Annotated in this window: 16 protein-coding genes and 1 pseudogene; 10 read left to right on the top strand and 7 right to left on the bottom strand. The window is 52.1% G+C overall.

The window, feature by feature from the left end; all coding sequences use genetic code 11:
- Positions 1-33: 33 nt before the first annotated feature.
- From IE074_RS05290 to coxB, 4 genes and pseudogenes are all read right to left on the bottom strand, one after another.
- Positions 34-258, bottom strand: a complete 225-nt coding sequence (locus tag IE074_RS05290) for a DUF2970 domain-containing protein (RefSeq protein ID WP_189384396.1) — start codon at positions 256-258, stop codon at positions 34-36.
- 15 nt (positions 259-273) lie between these two features.
- On the bottom strand, positions 274-381 hold the full coding sequence (locus tag IE074_RS14800; RefSeq protein WP_229793899.1) for a cytochrome oxidase small assembly protein: 108 nt from the start codon (positions 379-381) through the stop codon (positions 274-276).
- Between the two features lie 28 nt (positions 382-409).
- Positions 410-2,005 carry a cytochrome c oxidase subunit I gene (gene ctaD / locus IE074_RS05295; RefSeq protein WP_189384397.1) on the bottom strand — a complete coding sequence of 532 codons (1,596 nt, stop codon included), beginning with the start codon at positions 2,003-2,005 and terminating at the stop codon, positions 410-412.
- A 93-nt stretch (positions 2,006-2,098) separates the two neighbouring features.
- A pseudogene (gene coxB / locus IE074_RS05300) lies at positions 2,099-2,902 on the bottom strand (cytochrome c oxidase subunit II); the annotation flags it as partial.
- Between the two features lie 221 nt (positions 2,903-3,123).
- Between coxB and IE074_RS05305 the strand changes: the two are divergent.
- The 6 genes from IE074_RS05305 (at position 3,124) to IE074_RS05330 (ending at position 9,450) form a co-directional block, all read left to right on the top strand.
- Positions 3,124-3,939 (top strand): NUDIX hydrolase, encoded by an 816-nt coding sequence (locus tag IE074_RS05305; protein ID WP_189384399.1) that lies wholly within the window; start codon positions 3,124-3,126, stop codon positions 3,937-3,939.
- 19 nt (positions 3,940-3,958) lie between these two features.
- The gene (locus IE074_RS05310; RefSeq protein ID WP_189384400.1) at positions 3,959-4,594 is read left to right on the top strand and encodes a PhaM family polyhydroxyalkanoate granule multifunctional regulatory protein; all 636 of its coding nucleotides are present in this window, start codon (positions 3,959-3,961) and stop codon (positions 4,592-4,594) included.
- Between the two features lie 98 nt (positions 4,595-4,692).
- Positions 4,693-6,069, top strand: coding sequence for a bifunctional UDP-N-acetylglucosamine diphosphorylase/glucosamine-1-phosphate N-acetyltransferase GlmU (gene glmU, locus IE074_RS05315; RefSeq protein WP_189384401.1), 1,377 nt, complete (start codon positions 4,693-4,695; stop codon positions 6,067-6,069).
- The gene (locus IE074_RS05320) at positions 6,066-7,466 is read left to right on the top strand and encodes an MFS transporter (protein WP_189384402.1); all 1,401 of its coding nucleotides are present in this window, start codon (positions 6,066-6,068) and stop codon (positions 7,464-7,466) included. Before glmU ends, IE074_RS05320 begins: the two co-directional genes overlap by 4 nt.
- 8 nt (positions 7,467-7,474) lie before the next feature.
- Complete coding sequence (locus IE074_RS05325; protein WP_189384403.1) at positions 7,475-8,257, top strand: glycosyltransferase family 2 protein; 783 nt, start codon at positions 7,475-7,477, stop codon at positions 8,255-8,257.
- A gap of 128 nt (positions 8,258-8,385) precedes the next feature.
- On the top strand, positions 8,386-9,450 hold the full coding sequence (locus IE074_RS05330) for a glycosyltransferase family 4 protein (RefSeq protein WP_189384404.1): 1,065 nt from the start codon (positions 8,386-8,388) through the stop codon (positions 9,448-9,450).
- On the opposite strand, the gene IE074_RS05335 is transcribed toward IE074_RS05330, so the two are convergent.
- Positions 9,437-9,901 carry an Lrp/AsnC family transcriptional regulator gene (locus IE074_RS05335; RefSeq protein WP_229793900.1) on the bottom strand — a complete coding sequence of 155 codons (465 nt, stop codon included), beginning with the start codon at positions 9,899-9,901 and terminating at the stop codon, positions 9,437-9,439. The genes IE074_RS05330 and IE074_RS05335 overlap by 14 nt on opposite strands.
- Before the next feature lie 169 nt (positions 9,902-10,070).
- Between IE074_RS05335 and glmS the strand changes: the two genes are divergently transcribed.
- The 4 genes from glmS to IE074_RS05355 all read left to right on the top strand — a co-directional run bounded on the left by glmS (position 10,071) and on the right by IE074_RS05355 (position 17,352).
- Complete coding sequence (gene glmS, locus IE074_RS05340; protein ID WP_189384406.1) at positions 10,071-11,903, top strand: glutamine--fructose-6-phosphate transaminase (isomerizing); 1,833 nt, start codon at positions 10,071-10,073, stop codon at positions 11,901-11,903.
- Between the two features lie 362 nt (positions 11,904-12,265).
- On the top strand, positions 12,266-13,189 hold the full coding sequence (locus tag IE074_RS05345) for a DUF4007 family protein (protein WP_189384407.1): 924 nt from the start codon (positions 12,266-12,268) through the stop codon (positions 13,187-13,189).
- Positions 13,182-16,517, top strand: a complete 3,336-nt coding sequence (locus IE074_RS05350) for an ATP-binding protein (RefSeq protein WP_189384408.1) — start codon at positions 13,182-13,184, stop codon at positions 16,515-16,517. Before IE074_RS05345 ends, IE074_RS05350 begins: the two co-directional genes overlap by 8 nt.
- On the top strand, positions 16,510-17,352 hold the full coding sequence (locus IE074_RS05355) for a phosphoadenosine phosphosulfate reductase family protein (protein ID WP_189384409.1): 843 nt from the start codon (positions 16,510-16,512) through the stop codon (positions 17,350-17,352). Before IE074_RS05350 ends, IE074_RS05355 begins: the two co-directional genes overlap by 8 nt.
- A gap of 4 nt (positions 17,353-17,356) precedes the next feature.
- Here the strand turns inward: IE074_RS05355 and IE074_RS05360 are convergent, their stop codons facing one another.
- Both IE074_RS05360 and IE074_RS05365 read right to left on the bottom strand, forming a co-directional pair.
- Positions 17,357-18,244 carry a protein kinase domain-containing protein gene (locus IE074_RS05360; RefSeq protein WP_189384410.1) on the bottom strand — a complete coding sequence of 296 codons (888 nt, stop codon included), beginning with the start codon at positions 18,242-18,244 and terminating at the stop codon, positions 17,357-17,359.
- 18 nt (positions 18,245-18,262) lie between these two features.
- Positions 18,263-19,612, bottom strand: coding sequence for a DUF262 domain-containing protein (locus tag IE074_RS05365; RefSeq protein WP_189384411.1), 1,350 nt, complete (start codon positions 19,610-19,612; stop codon positions 18,263-18,265).
- Between the last annotated feature and the right edge of the window lie 21 nt (positions 19,613-19,633).

Below are 19,633 nucleotides of genomic sequence, written 5' to 3' on the forward strand. Positions count from 1 at the left end.
TTTCTCCTTTGGTACAAATACGTTTACTTGGAATCAGGCCAACCCTGAAATAGCCCAGCGAGCAACCATCACCAATATAAAAATAAATATAAGAACCCCGATAATGCCAGCCAGAATAATATGCACCGGATTGAGCTTTGAAATGTCTTCCTGATAACTGGCGCCTTTGCGAATGCCCAGAAAAGCCCACAATATGGCCTTCAGGGTCTGGAAAAAATTCAGTTTTCGCTGTGCCAGCTCTTTAATATCGTCACTCATTCATGTGCCCTTTGATCAAACAATCTTCAGGCCTTTGCCTATTGTCCAGAGGAACAGGAACAGCACCACGACTGCCAATATGAGGCCTGCCCTTCTGTTTTTGCTGCGTTGCTCGGGTGTCATTGTTTATACCTGCTGATAAAAAATTCGTTTACTTCACTTCCGGTGGTGTCTCGAAGGTATGGAATGGCAAGGGGGATGGCAGTGTCCACTCAAGCCCCTCGGCGCCTTCCCAGACCTGTGCGGTCGCCCTCTGTCCCTTGCCACGGAACGTCTTGATGATGATATACAGGAACAGCAACTGCGAGAACCCAAACCAGAAGGCCCCAATTGTGGCGATCTGGTGGAAGTCGGTAAACTGCGTTGCGTAATCCACATAACGGCGGGGCATGCCAGCCAGACCCAAAAAGTGCATCGGGAAAAAGGTCAGGTTAAAAGACAGCATGGTTGACCAAAAATGAATCTTGCCCAGCTTCTCGTCATACATGTACCCCGTCCATTTTGGCAGCCAGTAATAGGTGCCTGAAAACAGCGCAAAGAGGGATCCGGCCACCAGCACATAATGGAAATGCGCCACCACGTAATATGTATCATGGACGGCAATATCAATGGGGGCCACCGCCACAATCAGGCCGGTAAAGCCGCCAATGGTAAACACGAAAATAAAACCGATTGAAAACAGCATGGGCGTTTCAAAGCTTAATGAACCGCGCCACATGGTGGCCACCCAGTTGAACACCTTTACCCCGGTCGGAATGGAAATCAGCATGGTGGCATACATGAAATACAGTTGTCCGGTTACCGGCATGCCCGTTGCAAACATGTGGTGTGCCCACACAATGAATGACAGGATGGCAATTGCCGAGGTCGCATACACCATGGACGCATAGCCAAACAGTTTTTTGCGCGAAAAGGTGGGAATGACAGCCGAAACAATACCAAAGGCCGGCAGAATCATGATGTAGACTTCAGGATGCCCAAAGAACCAGAATACATGCTGGTACAACACCGGGTCTCCTCCGGCCGCCGCATTAAAAAACCCGGTCCCGAAATGACGGTCGGTCAGCAGCATGGTCACTGCCGCCGCCAGCACAGGCATCACGGCAATCAGCAGATAAGCGGTAATCAGCCAGGTCCAGCAAAACAACGGCATTTTCATTAATGTCATGCCTGGCGCCCGCATATTCAGCACCGTTACAATGATATTGATCGCCCCCATGATGGAAGAGGCACCCAGGATATGGATGGCGAAAATGGCCATATCCATACCCGGCCCCATTTGCAGGGACAAGGGTGCATACATTGTCCAACCTGCCGCAGTGGCGCCGCCTGGCACAAAGAATGAGGCGGTTAACAAAAGGCCACCCACCGGCAACAGCCAGAAACTGAAATTGTTCATGCGGGCAAAAGCCATGTCCGATGCACCAATCTGCAACGGAATCATGTAGTTGGCAAAACCCACCAACGCCGGCATGATCGCCCCGAAAATCATGATCAGGCCATGCATGGTGGTGAACTGGTTAAACAGATCCGGCTGGAAGAACTGTACACCCGGCTCAAACAGCTCAATCCGTATCAACAACGCCAGGGTGCCGCCCTCCAGCAAGGCAATAAACGAAAAGATCAGGTACATCAAGCCAATATCTTTATGATTGGTGGCAAAAAGCCACCGGCGCCAGCCACTGGGCTTGGCATGGTGATCATCGTGAACGAGATCCTGGGCGTGACCGACTGCTACGCTAGTCATGTTGTCCTCCTTACCTGCATAGTCCCGGCCTATAGCATTGACCGGTTAAATAAGTATCTGAATGAATCCGGGTGTTTTTTATTTTGATGCAAGCTTCTTGCGCTCTTTCGACCAGGACGCAAAATCTTCTTCGGACACAACGCGCACGACAATCGGCATGAAGGCGTGGTTTTGCCCACACAATTCGGCACACTGTCCACGAAACGTTCCGGTCCTGTCGGCCCGGAACCACGTATCCCGCAAAAAGCCCGGAATAGCATCCTGCTTGACACCCAGTTCGGGTACATACCATGAATGGATGACGTCAGAGGCCGTCAGGACCAGTCGCACCTTTTTACCCACAGGCACCACCATTTCCTGATCCACCTCCATCAGGTAAGTATTTGATTTTTCCACATTGCCCATAATTTGATCGACAGGCGTGGACAGGTTCGACAGAAAATTGACCCCTTTGGCAGGGCCATCAAGATACTCATAACCCCATTTCCACTGATACCCCGTTGCCTTGATCGTCAGATCGGCGCTGGATGTGTCTTTCATGGCAACCACCGTTTTGGTGGCAGGCAATGCCATGGCGATCACAATAATGAAAGGAATGACCGTCCACGCCACTTCAACACCCAAATGCTCGTGAAAGACGGACGCCTTGTGACCCTTTGACTTCCGGTGGGCCCAGATGGAATAGAACATGACCCCGAATACGCCGACAAAAATAATCGTGCAAATAATCAGCATCATCCAATGCAGCCAATAAATATCGGCGGCAATTTCAGTTACCCCGGGAGTCAGATTAACCTGTGCAACCCTGGGCCCCCCTGGCATGTCTCCTGTTTGGGCGAATACCGTCGTACTGCCAATGAATACGGTAATGCCTAGCAACCCTCTCAACTTTTTCATGTTGACCTCTTGCTGTTGCACCCAAATATCATTTTTTATTACTATCTACTACACTGAATATTCAGGTACAGATTTATTATTTAGTGGCACAAATTTTATCTACAACGTATTGATTTACATCATAGTGCATTCATTTAACCATATAAACACAGATTAAAGTTACTGTATCTAAAACATAAAGGCTACAATCGTTGCATGTTTGATACGTAACTCATACTAATTTGAAGCAATTAACTGAACTTTATCAAGGCCTACTGCAAGAAATACAGGAATTCCCTCATAGACATTCCCTACCTTTGCTTATTGCCGGAAAATCGGCGGGTTTTATTACTGCCCAGGCACAAAACGCCTTGCGTAATCACCCGCAGGTTTACCAGACCTCCACCGGGTTCCATATTGCCAGTGCGGGCATTTCCAGAACAGAATTGGATAGCATTTTGGCCAGTATCGCCACTTGCCTGCACCAGGCCAACTGTGCCAGGGCCTGGCGTAATGAACTGCTTAATGTCTATGCCGAAGGACAGGTTATCGGTGTCATGGAACGGGCGGCCATGCGACCGCTTGGCCTGTTAACCCGCGCCGTGCATTTAAATGCCTGGACCCCCGACCTGAAGCTTTACCTGGCAAAACGCGCATCCACCAAAGCCACCGACCCGGGCATGTGGGACACTTTGGTCGGAGGCCTGGCCAACGGCATTGAAGATCTGGAGCAGGCGCTTTTACGCGAAAGTGATGAAGAAGCCGGACTGGATGAGCCCGATTTGCAAATCCGCACACCATTACGTACTATTTTACAAATGCATCGTCGTTTGCCCGAAGGCTATCAGGTTGAGGATATCATGGTGAGTGACTGCATTATCCTGCCACAAACCCAGCCTGCCAACCGTGATGGTGAAGTCTCTGAAATCAGGATATTTGAGCAGGAAGAAGTTTTGGACATGATTACCCGCCGGGTAATCACGGTTGAAGCGGCCATAGTCCTTCTTGACGGGCTGATCAACCAACCCGCCAGACAACTGTTGCACCAACTGCCTTAACTCACAAAGGAGATCACTCATGAGTTCACAAAACACCAACCCTTTTGTTCTTCCCGGTCTTGGGCAGGATGGCATCACAGCAGGCAACCCCCTTATCAGCAGTATGGAAATGATGGGCAAGGCATGGCAGGCATTTGCCCAAACCGGCACCCCTTCCGCTTTTCCCATGGCAAGCACCACGCTTAACCCCGAGGAACTGGATAAACGCATCCAGGAATTGAAAACCGTTGAAAACTGGTTGAAGCTTAACCTTTCAATGCTCTCCAGCACTATTCAGGGCATGGAAATCCAGCGTGCCAGCATTGCCACCATGCATTCATTTGTCAACGCAGTCGCCGAGCAGCATAAAGGCCAGGCCACGCTGGATGAAGTCCTGGGCCTGAAACCCAAGACAACAGATGATGCAGCGGCCAGCCAGACGGCAAGTGCCACCACAGGTAGTGACGCCTTAAGCTCGGCCGCCGGTGCCTGGTGGAATATGCTGCAAAACCAGTTCAACCAACTGGCCCAGGCAACCGCTGCCACCTTGCAGGCAGCCCCTGAAAGCAGCGCAGAAACCCAGCCTGAAACAAACACCCGGCCAACTGCCGCCCCTGCCAAAACCAGCACCAGAAAAACCACCACCCAAAAAACCACAACACCTGCAAAAAAATGATCCGGCCTGCCGGAAACCGCACTTTCAAGCCGCGGTTTCCGGTTAAAGTAAGCAATAATTCGGTACTCATTATTCACAACGCCTCACTACACATTATTATGTCACTCAATATCGTCATTCTTGCCGCCGGCATGGGCAAACGCATGCAGTCGGACTTACCCAAAGTTTTACATACACTGGCCGGCAAACCCATGCTTGCGCATGTCATTGAGAGTGCGCTGCAACTGGAACCTAGCCGCATTACCGTTGTGGTGGGTCATGGCGCCGAAGCCGTCAAAGCCGGTTTTGCCCATATACCGGGCATCGAGTTTGCACTTCAGCAACCCCAGCAAGGTACGGGTCACGCTGTTCAGCAGGCCGTGCCCTTCCTGACAGGTGGCCAAGACCCTGAAGACACCACGCTTGTTTTGTATGGTGATGTACCGCTGGTTCAGGCACAAACCCTGCAACGCCTGCTGCAAGCCCGTGGGCAAGGAGTTGCGGTATTAACTGAAACCCTGTCAGACCCCAGTGGCTATGGCCGCATTATTCGTAACGATGACGGCAATGTGATAAGGATTGTTGAACACAAGGATGCCAACGAAGCGGAACGCGCGGTCACTGAAGTCAATACCGGCATCCTTGCCGCACCCACCGGTTTACTCAAAAACTGGCTGGGCCGCATTAACAACAACAACGCACAGGGCGAGTACTACCTTACCGATGTGATTGCCCTGGCCGTCCAGGATGGCATCACCGTTGGTGCCGCCCAACCCGACTTCTCATGGGAAACCCTGGGCGTCAACAGCCGTATCCAGCAAGCACAACTGGAACGTGCGTGGCAGGCTGAACAGGCCAAACGCCTGCTGGAAGCCGGTGTCACCCTGGCAGATCCGGCGCGCTTCGATTTGCGTGGCAGCCTGAAATGCGGCCGGGATGTTTTTATTGATGCAGGATGCATCTTTGAAGGTAATGTTGAACTGGCCGACGGTGTACGCATTGGCCCGCATTGCGTTTTACGTGATGTCAAACTTGGCGCCGGAACCCGGGTTGAAGCGTTCAGCCATCTGCAGGAAGCCGAAGCGGCAGAACAGGCCGTGATTGGCCCTTATGCCCGTCTTCGCCCTGGCTCCAGGCTGGGCGCCCACTCGCATGTCGGCAACTTTGTGGAACTGAAAAAAACCACCCTGGGGGCCTACAGCAAGGCCAATCATCTTAGCTACTTGGGTGATGCCCAAATCGGGCAACGCGTTAATATTGGCGCAGGCACCATTACATGCAACTACGATGGGGTTAACAAATTCCAGACTATTATCGAAGATGACGTCTTCATTGGTTCTGACACACAATTGGTGGCACCGGTAACCGTCCATAAGGGCGCAACACTGGCCGCGGGCACTACTCTGGTCAAGGAAGCTCCCGCCGGTACCCTGACATTAACCGCCAAAAAACAGGAAAGCCGACAAAACTGGAAACGTCCCGATAAAAAAGCATGAATGCCAACGAGCCGGTAACACCGGCCTCCCCCTCATCGGCTCCAAAGCCTTGCGGTTTGCCTGCGCCGGCCCGTTACTGGGCCGCGCTGGGCGTCTTGCTTGCGATCAGCATTACCGTACTTGACGCAGGCATTGCCAATATCGCACTGCCAACCATCGCCAATGATTTGGGTATTCGGCCATCCACGTCCATCTGGATTGTGAATGCCTATACCATTTCCATCATTGCAACACTGCTACCCTTTTCAGCCGTCGCCGAGCGCATCGGTTTTACCTTGATGTACCGGATAGGCATCTCCGTCTTCATTGCCGGTGCCATTATTTGCTCAATGGCAGATTCCCTTGGCCTGTTATTGCTTGGCCGAATCATACAGGGCATGGGCTCTTCCTCAGTCATGTGCCTGTTTGGCGGCATGGTGCGCAATATTTACCCACCCCATAAACTGGCTGCCGGTATCAGCCTGAATGCCATGACGGTGGGTTTAATGGCAGTTTTAAGTCCGTCAATAGGGGCCTTTATCATCACCATCGCCCCCTGGAAGTGGATTTTCATTTTTACCATTCCATTTTGCCTCGTGGCACTGTACGCGGCACGTTTTTTACCGCTCATCCCTAAAATCTCCGCGCCTTTCGACTATATCAGTGCCGTCCTGAACATGCTTACTTTTGGCTTGTTTATCTGGGCACTTGATGAATCGGGAAATAAACCCGTTATTGCCGGCACAGGCTTACTGCTGTCGCTGTTTTTTGCCATTTTACTTATCCGTCGCTCGGCACCGCAAACCGCTCCACTGGTACCTATTGACCTGTTCCGTATTCCTACGTTCCGCTATGCCATTATGATATCGGCCCTTACTTTCATGGCGGCCACTTCTGCCATGCTGGCCCTGCCGTTTTATTTTCAGAATGTATTGGGACTGCCCCTTGCCACCGTCGGCATTTTGTTCAGCACCTGGCCCATTGGCAGCATTGTGATTGCTCCCCTGGCGGCACGTCTTTCCGCCCGTTTCCCGGCGTCATTGCTATCCGGAATTGGGGCCGCCATCATGTTTATGGGGCTTGGCGGTCTGCTTTTGCTACCCAATCCAAGCCCGTTGACCCTTATCAGCCTATACATGTTCCTGACCGGCATGGGTTTCGGTTTCTTCCAGACGCCCAATAACAAGGCCATGCTGCTATCCACACCCATCCACCGCAGCAGTGCCACCGGTGGGGCCCAGGCAACCACCCGCCTTTTTGGTCAGGGCGTTGGTGCGGCAATCGTTGCCTTATGTTTTTCCGTCAGCCAGAATGAGGGCGCCATTTATGCGCTGGCCGCATCTGTGGTCGTTACCATCATCGCGGTTCTTATCAACCTGATACGTTATTTCAAAAAGCTGGATACCGCTGTTATTTGAATTCAACCATGACCACTCAAAAAACCACCTTGGCGGTTGCCCTGATTGTCAAGAACGAAGCCCGCATGCTGACCGCATGCCTGGACTCGGTCAAGGACATTGCCAATGAAATCATCATTCTTGATTCAGGCAGCTCCGATGACACCGAGGCCATTGCCCGCCGTTACACCGACAAATTTTATGTAAATACCGAATGGCCGGGCTTTGGCCGCCAGCGCCAGCTTGCCCAGCAGTACGTGACGGCCGACTGGATACTGTGGATTGATGCCGATGAACAGCTCACCCCGGAACTGGCTGCCAGTATCCGGGAAGTGCTGGCCAACCCACCCCAAAACACCATTTTTGAAGTGGCACGGCTAAGTTGGGCTTTTGGGCAGTTCATTCATCACAGTGGCTGGTATCCCGGCTATGTCGAGCGTTTCTACCCCACTGCCCTGACCCGCTTTGATGAGGCCCTGGTTCATGAAAACGTCATTATTCCGCCTGGGGCAAAAGTCAAACGGCTTAAAGGCGACCTGCTGCATTACACCTACAACAATCTGCACGAATATCTGATTAAATCTGCCAACTATGCCGAAGCCTGGGCTGAACAGCGCTTTCGCAAAGGCAAGAAAAACAGCCTGGCCTCGGTCATGATGCATTCAATTGGCCGCTTTTTCAGGACTTACTTTATCAAGCGCGGCTTTCTGGACGGCAAGGCCGGTTTGTTACTTGCGGTACTGTCAGTACAGTCCGTCTTTAACAAGCATGCCATTTTATGGCTGAAAAACCGGGAAATAAACAGGAAATAATCGCTTAAGCCATTCTTTTCTTTTCACGCCATAAAAACCCGGCATTAACCCTGAATGACGGGAAGATACAGCCCATGTAATTGAATAAACAAGGGCCTTGCACACTTGGTTTTACCCTGGAGTCATTAATGAAAATCCTGCAGATGAACTTTGAAAAAGGCTGGCGAGGCGGTGAACGCCAGACTTTGCTTTGCATGCAGGAGTTCCGCAAGGCCGGGCATGAAGTGGCACTGCTCACCAGAGCCAATAACGAACTGTCAAAGCGGGCTCTTGCCGCAGACTTCACGGTACATACCTTACAAAAAAGCTGGCAACAACTTCCCTTTTTAATCCGCCACGCCAAGCAGTTCGATATTATCCATTCCCAAACCGCCAATACATTAACCTGGGCCGTACTGGCGCGGTTTTTTTCAACTACTAAAGTCGTCTTCACGCGGCGCACCGCCTTTGCTGTCGCTCCAAAAAAAGAACGCATGACGGCTTTCAAATGGAAAAAAGCCGACTTGTTCGTGGCCATCGCACAGGCAGCGGCACAGGAACCACGCAGGCTGGGCATTGAGCCGATTATCATACCCAGTGCCATCCAGCCTCCACGCATCAATCTCCAGCGGGCCGAAGCACTGCACAACGACTTCAAACTTAAATCAAATAAAATACTGGGCACCGCAGCTGCCTTCACGCGAGAAAAAGACCCGCTCACCCTGATTCGGGCTGTCGCTGACTTACACAAGCTGCGCCAGGACTTTGTGTTCATTCATTTTGGCGCTGATGGTGACCAAACACCTGCTGCGAAGGCCCTGATTCAGCAACTGAACCTGGAAAACGTCTATTTACTGGCCGGCTTTCGTGAACAGGTTGAAGATTACTACAGCCTGCTGAATGTCTTTGTCATGAGCAGCTGCCAGGAGGCGCTGGGCAGCAGCGTACTGGACGCTTTCCTGCAGCATGTGCCGGTTGTTTCCACCAATGCCGGTGGCCTGAAAGAAGTACTGGCCGATGGCCGGGGCATTCTGTGTGATGTGGGTGACAACAAGGCGCTGGCCGAAGGCATGAACACCCTTCTGGATCACCCTGAAGAGGCCGCCAGCATGGCAGAAAAAGCCTATGCCTATGTGATTGACGAACATAATGCAGAAAAAATGGGGCAGCGTTACCTGCAGGCTTATGAAAAACTGCTGGCTAAAGATCGTTAATATACGTTTCAAACTTGCTGCGATGTACGGAAAAAAACGTACGGACATTGCGAACGTTTTTCCGGGCCGTAAACAAACGATGCACCAGTTCATGATAGGCCGGCATATCGGCCACCTGGATCACCAGGATAAAATCCGGCCCCGTTGAGACGCGGTAACATTGTAAAACAGCGGTTTCCCCATTCACCTCTTTCTCAAAAGCCGTATTGGCTTCCGCCGTCTGGACATCCAGGCTCACCTCAACAATTGCCATCAGGGTACTGCCCGTTTTTTGCGGGTCAACAATGGCTACCTGCTTCTGGATCACCCCATTTTCCTGCAAGCTTCGCACACGCCGTAAACAGGTAGGGGCGGAGGCATGCACTTTTTCCGCCAGCTCCTGGTTGGTTAAAGAACTGTCTCTTTGCAATTGCTGCAATATGCGTTTGTCCAATTCATCCAGTTCAAACATAATCATTCCTTAATTTGAAATTAAATTCCATATTTATTTATTAAATGAAATTATATTACCACCAATCCATTAATTGAAATATTCAGTTATTAATCTATTAATTTAGAAATTTAATTTCTTTCAATACAGTGCAGAATACTGTTTTTACTTACCCAAACGGAGTTTTCACATGTGTGGAATCGTTGGTGCTGTTGCGCAAAGAGATATTACCCCTGTCCTGGTTGAAGGCCTTAAGCGCCTGGAATACCGCGGCTACGACTCATGCGGTGTGGCCCTGCATATTGATGGCCAATTGCGGCGCACCCGCAGCACCCAGCGTGTTGCCGAACTGGAAATGCAAATCAGGGAAGACCATTTAAGCGGTTATACGGGCATTGCCCACACGCGCTGGGCCACCCACGGTGCCCCGGCCACCCACAACGCCCACCCGCATTTTTCAGGACAGGACAAAGGCGAGCCCCGCATTGCCCTGGTGCACAACGGCATTATTGAAAACCACGACGAACTGCGTGAAGAACTGAAAGCCCTGGGCTACACCTTTGAAAGCCAGACCGATACCGAGGTCATTGCCCACCTGATTGACCACCTGTATAACGGTGACCTTTTTGAAACCCTGCAACAGGCCGTGCAGCGCCTGACCGGTGCCTATGCCCTGGCCATTTTCTGCCGTGATGAACCTCATCGCATCGTAGGCGCCCGTCAAGGCTCCCCTCTTATCGTGGGCCTTGGTCACAATGAAAACTTCCTGGCCTCGGATGCCCTGGCACTGGCAGGCACCACCGACCAGATCATTTACCTGGAAGACGGTGATGTCATCGACCTGCAACTGTCCAAGGTGTGGATTGTGGATGCCAGCGGCAAACCCGTTGAACGCAAGGTGCACACGGTTCATGCCCATACCGGTGCCGCTGAACTGGGTCCTTACCGCCACTATATGCAAAAAGAAATTTTTGAACAGCCCCGTGCCGTGGGCGATACCCTGCAGGATATTGACAGCATCACCCCCGAGCTGTTCGGCAATGAAGCCTACCGGATTTTCAATGACATTGACAATGTCCTGATACTGGCCTGCGGCACCAGCTCTTACGCCGGCATGACCGCCAAGTACTGGATAGAATCCATTGCCAAAATCCCGGTCAATGTGGAAATTGCCAGCGAATACCGTTACCGTGACAGCGTGCCCAACCCCAAAACCCTGGTCGTTACCATTTCCCAATCAGGAGAAACCGCCGACACCCTGGCCGCCCTGAAACACGCCCGTTCACTGGGCATGGAAAATACCTTAACCATCTGCAACGTGCAAACCAGCGCCATGGTACGTGAATGCAAGCTGAATTTCATCACCCGCGCGGGCGTTGAAATTGGCGTGGCCTCTACCAAAGCCTTTACCACCCAGCTGGTGGGCCTGTTCCTGCTGACCCTGGCCCTGGCCCAGGTAAAAGGCCGCATTAGCGAAGAAAAAGAAGCTGATTACCTGAAACAGCTGCGCCACCTGCCCACCGCCATCAGTGCCGTGCTGGCACTGGAACCGCAAATCATGGCCTGGGCCGACCGCTTCGCCAGCAAGGAAAACGCCCTGTTCCTGGGCCGGGGCATGCACTACCCCATCGCCCTTGAAGGTGCTTTAAAATTAAAGGAAATCAGCTATATTCATGCCGAAGCTTACCCGGCCGGTGAACTGAAACACGGCCCGCTAGCCCTGGTTACCGAGCACATGCCAGTGGTCACCATTGCCCCCAAAGACGAGCTGCTTGAAAAACTCAAGTCCAACATGCAGGAAGTGCGCGCCCGGGGAGGCGAACTGTATGTGTTTGCCGATAATGACTCCAGAATCGTGAACAGTGAAGGCATGCATGTGATTCGCATGCCAGAGCATTATGGAAAACTGTCACCGATTCTGCATACCATTCCGCTGCAGTTGCTGTCGTATCATACGGCTTGCGTAAGGGGTACGGATGTGGATAAGCCACGGAATTTGGCCAAGAGCGTAACGGTGGAGTAAGGCGACATCAACTCGCCCACAATTACCGTAGGCGGACAATTAAGTCTTAAACCAGACAAAATAGTTGTAAATTGAAGTTGGTCCAGTTCTGATGACTAGAGCAAAATCCGCTTTCTCTGAAGTACAAATTGCCCGTCGCATAAAGAGGATGCGACCAAGGGTATCCTGATAGGCCAATGCTACGTGACATAGTTACAGTACATGTGCATCTGCTAAAAATCCATACGGGCGATACGGGCGATACCGCCGAACTTCACGCAATCTGTTTCTTCTGCTAATATGTTTACTGTATTTATATACAGCAAACATAAAGGGACGATGAACTGGTGAAATCCACCAGTTCATGCTAAACTTACAAAATCATGAAAAATACCTACCCTACCCCTAAGAAAGGGACCTCCGTTCATTTCTCAGGCCACGAAACATTTCCTTTGCGTCAAATGTGGCTGAAGAAGCTATTCGAGCAAGCAGTTGATGGTGGTCTAATTAAGAAGTCGTCATTGACAGATGCAAAAGCAATCGCAGAGTTTGGCGTAGGCAAAAACATGGTGGCCTCAATTCGCCATTGGGGTTTGGCTTGCGGCATTATGGTCGAAAATGGCGACAGTTTTCGTATTCGAAACCTCGCTAAGGAAATATTGAGTGATGGAGGTCTCGACCCCTATGCAGAAAACCCTTCGACAGCATGGCTCGCACACTGGCAATTAGCCTGTGAGGGCACTCGCTCAACGACTTGGTATTGGCTGTTTAACCATGTCACAGCACCGACTTTCACACGCTTAGAGCTTGAAGAACCTTTGGCTCTTTATGCACACAAACACAACCCGAAACATAGGCTATCAGCATCCACGATTTCCCGCGATTTGGAGACCTGCCTTCGTAGTTACGCGCCACGCTCCGCAGATGGATCCCCTGAGGATTTCGCCGAACCGCTTTTGGGTGAACTAGGCTTGCTACAAGAAGTTCATAAAGGCCAATACGCTTTTCGCCGCGGCCCTAAAGCTTCTTTGCACGACGGCATCTTTGCCTATGCGCTTGTTGACTTTTGGGATCGCACCGCAGAAGGACAAAGTTCGTTAGCCTTCGAGCAGATTGCCTATGGAGAGGGAGCACCCGGGCGAGTTTTTAAACTTGATGAAGAATCGGTAGCACAACGCTTAATTTCCCTCTCTGACTTTACGAAATGCAAGCTCGAGTGGACAGACTCTGCTGGTCTTCGCCAAGTCCATCGTAGGAAGTTTTCTCCAGAGGACAAGAAGGATCTGATTAGGCGGGCCTATGACTAACGAGACACAGCAGACTCTGTCTGACATTGTTCAGATTTCCCATCAATACCAACGATCAATTCGTATCGATACCGATATCGGCCGTGCAGATGCCTTCTCTGGATATATCTGTCATGCAACCGCAGCAGCGGTACTTGATGGTATGTCCAACCAGCTCACACATACCAATCAGCGCTGTTTCACTTGGACCGGCCCGTTCGGCGGTGGCAAAAGTTCTCTAGCAGTCACATTAGCGAGTGCCTTAAACTCAGACAGAAGCCTCCGAGATAAAGCCCGTAAAGCGCTGCATCTGAACTCACACCCCACTTTCGATCAAGCATTCCCCGTCCGGAAAGGGTGGTTACTCGTTCCAGCGGTAGGTCGCCGTGGAAGCATCATAGCAGAACTGCATGCGTCACTTCGTCGCGCACAGGGCAAGACCGTAGACGGTCGCAGCAAACTAAATGCTCAAACGCTGATCAACGATCTCCTTAAGGAGGCAAAGAGCCGTCCGCACGACGGTACTTTGGTCATTATTGACGAGATGGGTAAGTTTCTAGAAGCATCTGCTTTAGGTTCCGGAGACGATGTCTACTTCTTCCAAGAACTCGCTGAGGCAGCCGCGCGATCCGAAGGAAGACTGGTAGTCATCGGGGTACTCCACCAATCCTTTGCCCAATATGCAACACGTCTGGGGATCGATACCCGAGACGACTGGGCTAAGGTTCAAGGTCGATACGTCGACTTACCATTCGTGGCCGCTAGCGACGAGGTTGTGGAGCTCATCGGTCGTGCAATCGAAGTAAAAGAGCGCCCGCCGTGGATGCAAAAAGCTTCCAAAGACATCGCCGATGCCATCCGAAAACGTCGCCCTGCTGTAGGGAATAATTTTGCGGCTAGTCTAGAACGCTGCTGGCCACTGCACCCCGCCATGGCTGCCCTACTAGGCCCAATTTCCAAGCGACAATTCGGCCAGAACGAGCGCAGCACCTTTGGTTTTCTCTCATCGGTCGAGCCTCACGGTTTCCGTACCTACCTGAATTCGACGCTTAGAAATGAAGCGACCTGGTATCGCCCAAACGATTACTGGGACTATCTGCGCTCAAACTTGGAGCCGGCAATCCTTGCCTCAGCTGACGGACACCGCTGGTCACAAGCCGTCGAAGCTGTAGAAAGAGCCGAAGCAAAAACCGGTGATGCCCTTCTCGTGGCGATACTTAAGAACATCGCAGTCATCGATCTATTCCGTAACGGGTCTGGTCTTGCTGCCGACGATACAGTCATCGAGTCGCTCTTCTACCCCCGACAATCATCAGAGATCAAAGCGGCACTCAAAAAGCTTAGTTCGCTAAAGGTGGCGCTCTTCAAGAACTACACTGGCGCTTGGTCGGTGTTCGAGGGCAGCGACTTCGACATCGACGCCGCGATAGCCCAAGCACTGGCTACATCACCTGGTATAGACTATTCGCGACTATCTCAACTCATGGGCCTTCATCCCGTGGTGGCCAAACGTCACTATCACGAAACGGGATCTATGCGCTGGATGGAATTATCACTGTGCAGCATCGAACAAGCTGAAAAGATCACCGCGAACTTTCAGCCGAGGAAAGGAGAGTTTGGAGCCTTCATCCTTGCACTTCCAGACAAGGGAATGAGCCTGAAGGCAGCGACTCTTCGAGCAGCAAAATGCTCGAAAATCCGGCCGTGGCCAGTGATTGTAGGGATCCCCACCAATCATGCCCGCATCACTGAACTTTCTGCAGAGCTTGTGGCTCTGGAACAGGTTAAGGATCGTCACGAACTCTCCGGTGACCCTGTTGCTCGTCGTGAAGTCTATGCGCGCCTGACTGCAACACGGGCCGATCTGGAAGACCAACTCCAAGCTGCGGTGGCTCGCGCAAAGTGGCATAAAGGCGAGCATCAAATTGTTGAATCTGGAGAAAAACTCTCTCCAGAAGCCTCACTGCTTGCCGACGACTTGTACTGCGATTCGGCACCTGTGTGGAGCGAGCTGGTCAACCGCGACAGCATATCCAGCAACAGCGTTAAAGCGCGGCGGGATCTTCTGCACGCGATGATCAATGCGGAGGGTCTGGAAGCGTTGGGGTTCGAAGGATTCCCTGCCGAGCGTGGCCTCTATGAAACATTACTCAGACACACAGAACTACATCGCCTAGATAGCTCTGGCGCGTGGAGATGCCTGCCTCCCGGCGACGGATTCGCTACAAAATTCGAGCCCTTATGGGATACCACACGCGCTCTTTTCTCGAATTCCGATGTGCGCGTCGGCGCTCATGAAATCTATGCTCTGTGGAGTAAGCCTCCATTTGGTATGAAACGGGGTATCCAACCCGTAATGCTCACCGCATTTCTGCTGGCACACAAAGCCAACATCGCCATCTACAAGGACGGAATGTTTGTTCCGAGACTTACTGATTTCGATATCGACGAATGTCTACAAGACCCTGATCGCTTTTCGCTGCGCTGGGTAGCCATCGATGAGGACAAGAATCTTATCCTAGAGGGCATCGCGACACTTCTGGCTGAAATTGGTGAAAATGCCGGCGCCGCCGACCCGCTTGAGGCTGCTCGGGGCCTTGTCGCTATGGTTTTCAATCTGCCTGAATGGGCTCGTCGGACCTCTAGGTTAGGGCAAACAGCCAAAGACATGCGTGACATGCTCTTGAAGGCTAGCGATCCCCACAAGGTATTATTCGTCGATCTTGCATCACTGCTGGGCGCTACTGACGGAGACGCCTACGTGACGGCTCTACGCGCCCCATTGCAAGAGCTTGCACATGCGTACGGCAAAATGCTGGCAGAAGTCGAAACAAAGATGCTCGAGGCCCTCGATGCAAGCCGAGATGACCTGGAGGCACTGAGGGAGCGTGCGCAATCTGTTGCAGGCATCTCTGGAGATCTGCAATTGGACAGCTTTGCGACCCGCCTGACTAACTTCGACGGTACAAGAGCCTCACTAGAGGGAATCCTTAGCCTCGCAGCCGAACGCCCTCCTCGTGACTGGGTAGATCGACACATAGACGCTGCAGTTCTAGAACTGACCAAGTTCGCTCGCCGCTTTCGAGAAGCTGAGGCATTCGTGTCTGTCCAGGGTCGCACTGCGCACAGTGAAGCCATTGCTATCGTCATTGGAACCGGCGCCAGCACTCGGACCGTGTCACGCTCATTTGCAATTTCGGATCGACACCGTGAAACGGTGGAGACGAAAGTTAGTGAAATTACTTTAATACTTGAAAGCCAAGGCCTGGAAGCTGACGTTTTGCTGGCTATCCTTGCAAAAGTCAGCATGAAGCTGGCGTCGATTAACAGTGGAGATATGAATGGCTGACCGACACGTTTTGGGTATTTCTGGCGGAAAAGATAGTGCGGCACTGGCTATCTATATGCGTGAACACCATCCCGAACTAGACATAGACTACTTCTTCACCGACACTGGAGAAGAGCTACCTGAAGTCTATGAGTTTCTTGGAAAACTCGAGGGTCGGCTTGGTAAACCCATACTTCGGCTGAATCCCGGCCGAGATTTTCGCTTCTGGTTGCGTCAATATAACCACTTCCTTCCTAGTCCAAACACACGATGGTGCACCCGGCAACTGAAGCTTGCTCCTTTTGAAAGCTGGGTAAGGCCAATGCTAGCAGCCGGTGACACGGTCACGTCCTATGTCGCCATCCGTGCCGATGAGGACTACCGAGAGGGTTATTCGTCCAAAGCCGACAATCTATTCGTGAAGCTGCCCTTCCGTGAAGCCGGTATCGACAAGGTCGGCGTGATCGACATTTTAGAGAACTCTGGCGTTGGCTACCCTAAGTATTATGAATGGCGCTCACGTAGCGGCTGCACCTTCTGCTTCTTCCAGCAAAAGATTGAATGGGTAAGGCTTCGCGAACAGCATCCTGAGGCCTACGAGGCAGCCAAAGCCTTGGAAAAGGATGCCCTTGATCACGGCTCCCCATTCACTTGGTCTAAGGGGGAGTCTTTGTCTGACATGGAGAAACCGGAGCGTGTAGCAGCAATTCAAGCAGAGTATGAGGTTCGCCGAGCCCGCGTACGCAAGAACATCCCCATCAATCCACTACGCCCTGTAAAGACTGGCCCAGATGACATCGACGATATCTACGGGGTTGATGAAGGCAATGGTTCCTGCGCCGTTTGCCATAAGTAGATGCCTACCGAATGATCGCAGTCTCCAACGCGACACTGAATTCTGCGCTAGTCTGGTAACGGTTCTGATTGTTGTGCAGTAGAGCCCTTTCCATTACTGGGTAGAGCTCCGCAGGGCCTCGCCAATCGGTTTCTCGAACGATGCCAGTCGGATGTCTGCCGCAGGTCGCATACCAAAAGACGGATGCCAACTGGAACACATCCGATGTTTGACCGATCGCATCAAGGCAGCCTAGGTTCTTGTTGAACGCCTCCGGCGACATCCACTGCGCAGGGCCGATCCTTTCGTCGACGCGTGACAGGTCGGGGCCGCCTTCATGCAGATCGCAGAGGCCAAAGTCGCTGATGACCCATGCGCTGCCAACAACCAAGATGTTTTCGGGCTTGATATCACGGTGCAGGGCCTTCTCATTGATCTTCACCAACGCTTTGGAAAGCCCCAGAAACTGCGCCAGGTAGGTTGCGGGTGGGATTTTCTGCGGCGTCTTCGCGTGCTTCCCCAAATCCTCGGAAGCCCTCATTAGGATAACAAAAGGCAACTCCTCGTCTCTGCCTTGCCGCTGCACCACGCCCCGGACGTTCCTCTTACTCCGATCGGTCCGGGCACCTGTCGCGACACCAGTCGCGATAAAGCGAATGATGTGCGGGTCGTCAAAGTCGCGAAGCAGCTCGACTTCGCGATGAAACCGCTCGCGACGGCGCTGGTGCAGCTCCAGTTGGAATTTGACGGCGTAGCTGTCACCTGAGAGCTTCTCGTTGCATTCATGGACCACGGCATTGCCGCCAGCCGCGATCCGCTCGCCGACAATGTAGACCTTTCCATCGTCTCCCATTATATGGTCGTTGATGGAGTAACTGCGCTTTAGATTGCGAAAAATTTGAACTTGGCTCATGACTGGGCCTCATTCGACTTAGTGATCTCCATCGGAATCCCCATCTTCGTGGCCGTAGTCGTCTTCGACCACTCCCGGAATCTCAGCCCCTTCGATGATAGCCGCCGCATCCACGTCGTCTTTGCACATAGAATGTGCCCACTTGGCGTTCGAAAGCTGGAACACCGAGCTCCCTGCCGGCCAATAAAGAATCAACCTGCCCAAGTTCATCTCACCTTCGTCATAGCCACCGTCAAAGCCTTCCGCAGATGAGCAGCCATCGCCATTGAAGCTCGAATTGAGGGCAAACCAAATGTCTCTCGCCGTCTCCGACACGATATCGCGTTGCTCCTTATCGTCGATAGAGCCAGCATAGGAACCACGCAGGATCGCCCGAATGAACGCCATGCGCCAACTCCGGCTGGACGCAGAGTTTGCCTGGGAGACGCAGTAGACCGCATATTTGCTAAGAATAGGCACTTCCGATGTGGGAGCAATGAGGTTGTCTAACAGCGTCAAGTCCTTTCGCAAGAAGCTCAAGTCCGCCGGCAACGCCAGTCCGCTGCGCTTGAGTTCCAAGACCGCGAAAAAGAACGAGTAGAAATCCGCCTTCTGCTTCCAACGTGTTTTCTTCATCGGGTAGGTCGAATCGAAGATTTCCGCGATGTCCGCAATAACCTTCTCAAATTCAGCGCACGTCGCGGCGGACTCCGCCACAGGCCAGGCAGCATAGTCGCGGCAACACTCGTCGATGGCATCCTTCTTGTCGCTGATGCCTCGAAGCTGCGCGGCCAGCAACTCACTCACGTATTCAACATCAAGAGAACGCCTACGTGCCGTAGCATTGAAAAGGCCCATGTCGTCGAGCGCGTCGAGGCTGGCCAGCCCCTCGGAAATTTTCAAGAACTCGCCTGGGAAATCTGCTTTGCGAAGCTCTTGTCTGTTGAGCGGTACTAGGTATTTGTTGACGCGCGAGTAGACCTCCCGCAGCTCCTCGGGAGGTAGCCCCGAAGCCTCATTGAAGTCGATTGAGTAAAGCAGGAATTCGTCGCGAACCTCCTCTGGCAACTCCGAGAACTTCTTGCCGTCATAGGGTCCACTATATGGGCCCTTCAACTCAAAGTCATCATTCAAGAACGTCAAAATCGTCGTAATCCGCTGCTGGCCGTCGATCACGCTGCGATACGTCCTCATATCCTTGATGGCCTTGGACACAAAGATCTTTGGCATCGGGATGTCATTAAGTATGCTGTCAATCAACATCACTCGCGCCGCATCGCCCCAAACCTCGCGTCGCTGATAGTCAGGCTGCAACAGCAGTGTTCCATTGTTATTCCACTCTCGAATATCAGCAATGGTATGAGGACTAGATTGCCATTTTTTTGCCATGGGTATCTCTCAGATTAAATT

Origin of the sequence: Advenella faeciporci (assembly GCF_014652395.1) — a bacterium.
Taxonomy (GTDB): domain Bacteria; phylum Pseudomonadota; class Gammaproteobacteria; order Burkholderiales; family Burkholderiaceae_B; genus Advenella; species Advenella faeciporci.

Bases quoted from the DNA above. Each gene is read 5' to 3' on its own strand.
- IE074_RS05290 (WP_189384396.1), bottom strand. From the start codon at position 258: ATGAGTGACGATATTAAAGAGCTGGCACAGCGAAAACTGAATTTTTTC.
- IE074_RS14800 (WP_229793899.1), bottom strand. From the start codon at position 381: ATGACACCCGAGCAACGCAGCAAAAACAGAAGGGCAGGCCTCATATTG.
- ctaD (WP_189384397.1), bottom strand. From the start codon at position 2,005: ATGACTAGCGTAGCAGTCGGTCACGCCCAGGATCTCGTTCACGATGAT.
- IE074_RS05310 (WP_189384400.1), top strand. From the start codon at position 3,959: ATGAGTTCACAAAACACCAACCCTTTTGTTCTTCCCGGTCTTGGGCAG.
- glmU (WP_189384401.1), top strand. From the start codon at position 4,693: ATGTCACTCAATATCGTCATTCTTGCCGCCGGCATGGGCAAACGCATG.
- IE074_RS05320 (WP_189384402.1), top strand. From the start codon at position 6,066: ATGAATGCCAACGAGCCGGTAACACCGGCCTCCCCCTCATCGGCTCCA.
- IE074_RS05325 (WP_189384403.1), top strand. From the start codon at position 7,475: ATGACCACTCAAAAAACCACCTTGGCGGTTGCCCTGATTGTCAAGAAC.
- IE074_RS05330 (WP_189384404.1), top strand. From the start codon at position 8,386: ATGAAAATCCTGCAGATGAACTTTGAAAAAGGCTGGCGAGGCGGTGAA.
- IE074_RS05335 (WP_229793900.1), bottom strand. From the start codon at position 9,901: ATGTTTGAACTGGATGAATTGGACAAACGCATATTGCAGCAATTGCAA.
- glmS (WP_189384406.1), top strand. From the start codon at position 10,071: ATGTGTGGAATCGTTGGTGCTGTTGCGCAAAGAGATATTACCCCTGTC.
- IE074_RS05345 (WP_189384407.1), top strand. From the start codon at position 12,266: ATGAAAAATACCTACCCTACCCCTAAGAAAGGGACCTCCGTTCATTTC.
- IE074_RS05350 (WP_189384408.1), top strand. From the start codon at position 13,182: ATGACTAACGAGACACAGCAGACTCTGTCTGACATTGTTCAGATTTCC.
- IE074_RS05355 (WP_189384409.1), top strand. From the start codon at position 16,510: ATGGCTGACCGACACGTTTTGGGTATTTCTGGCGGAAAAGATAGTGCG.
- IE074_RS05360 (WP_189384410.1), bottom strand. From the start codon at position 18,244: ATGAGCCAAGTTCAAATTTTTCGCAATCTAAAGCGCAGTTACTCCATC.
- IE074_RS05365 (WP_189384411.1), bottom strand. From the start codon at position 19,612: ATGGCAAAAAAATGGCAATCTAGTCCTCATACCATTGCTGATATTCGA.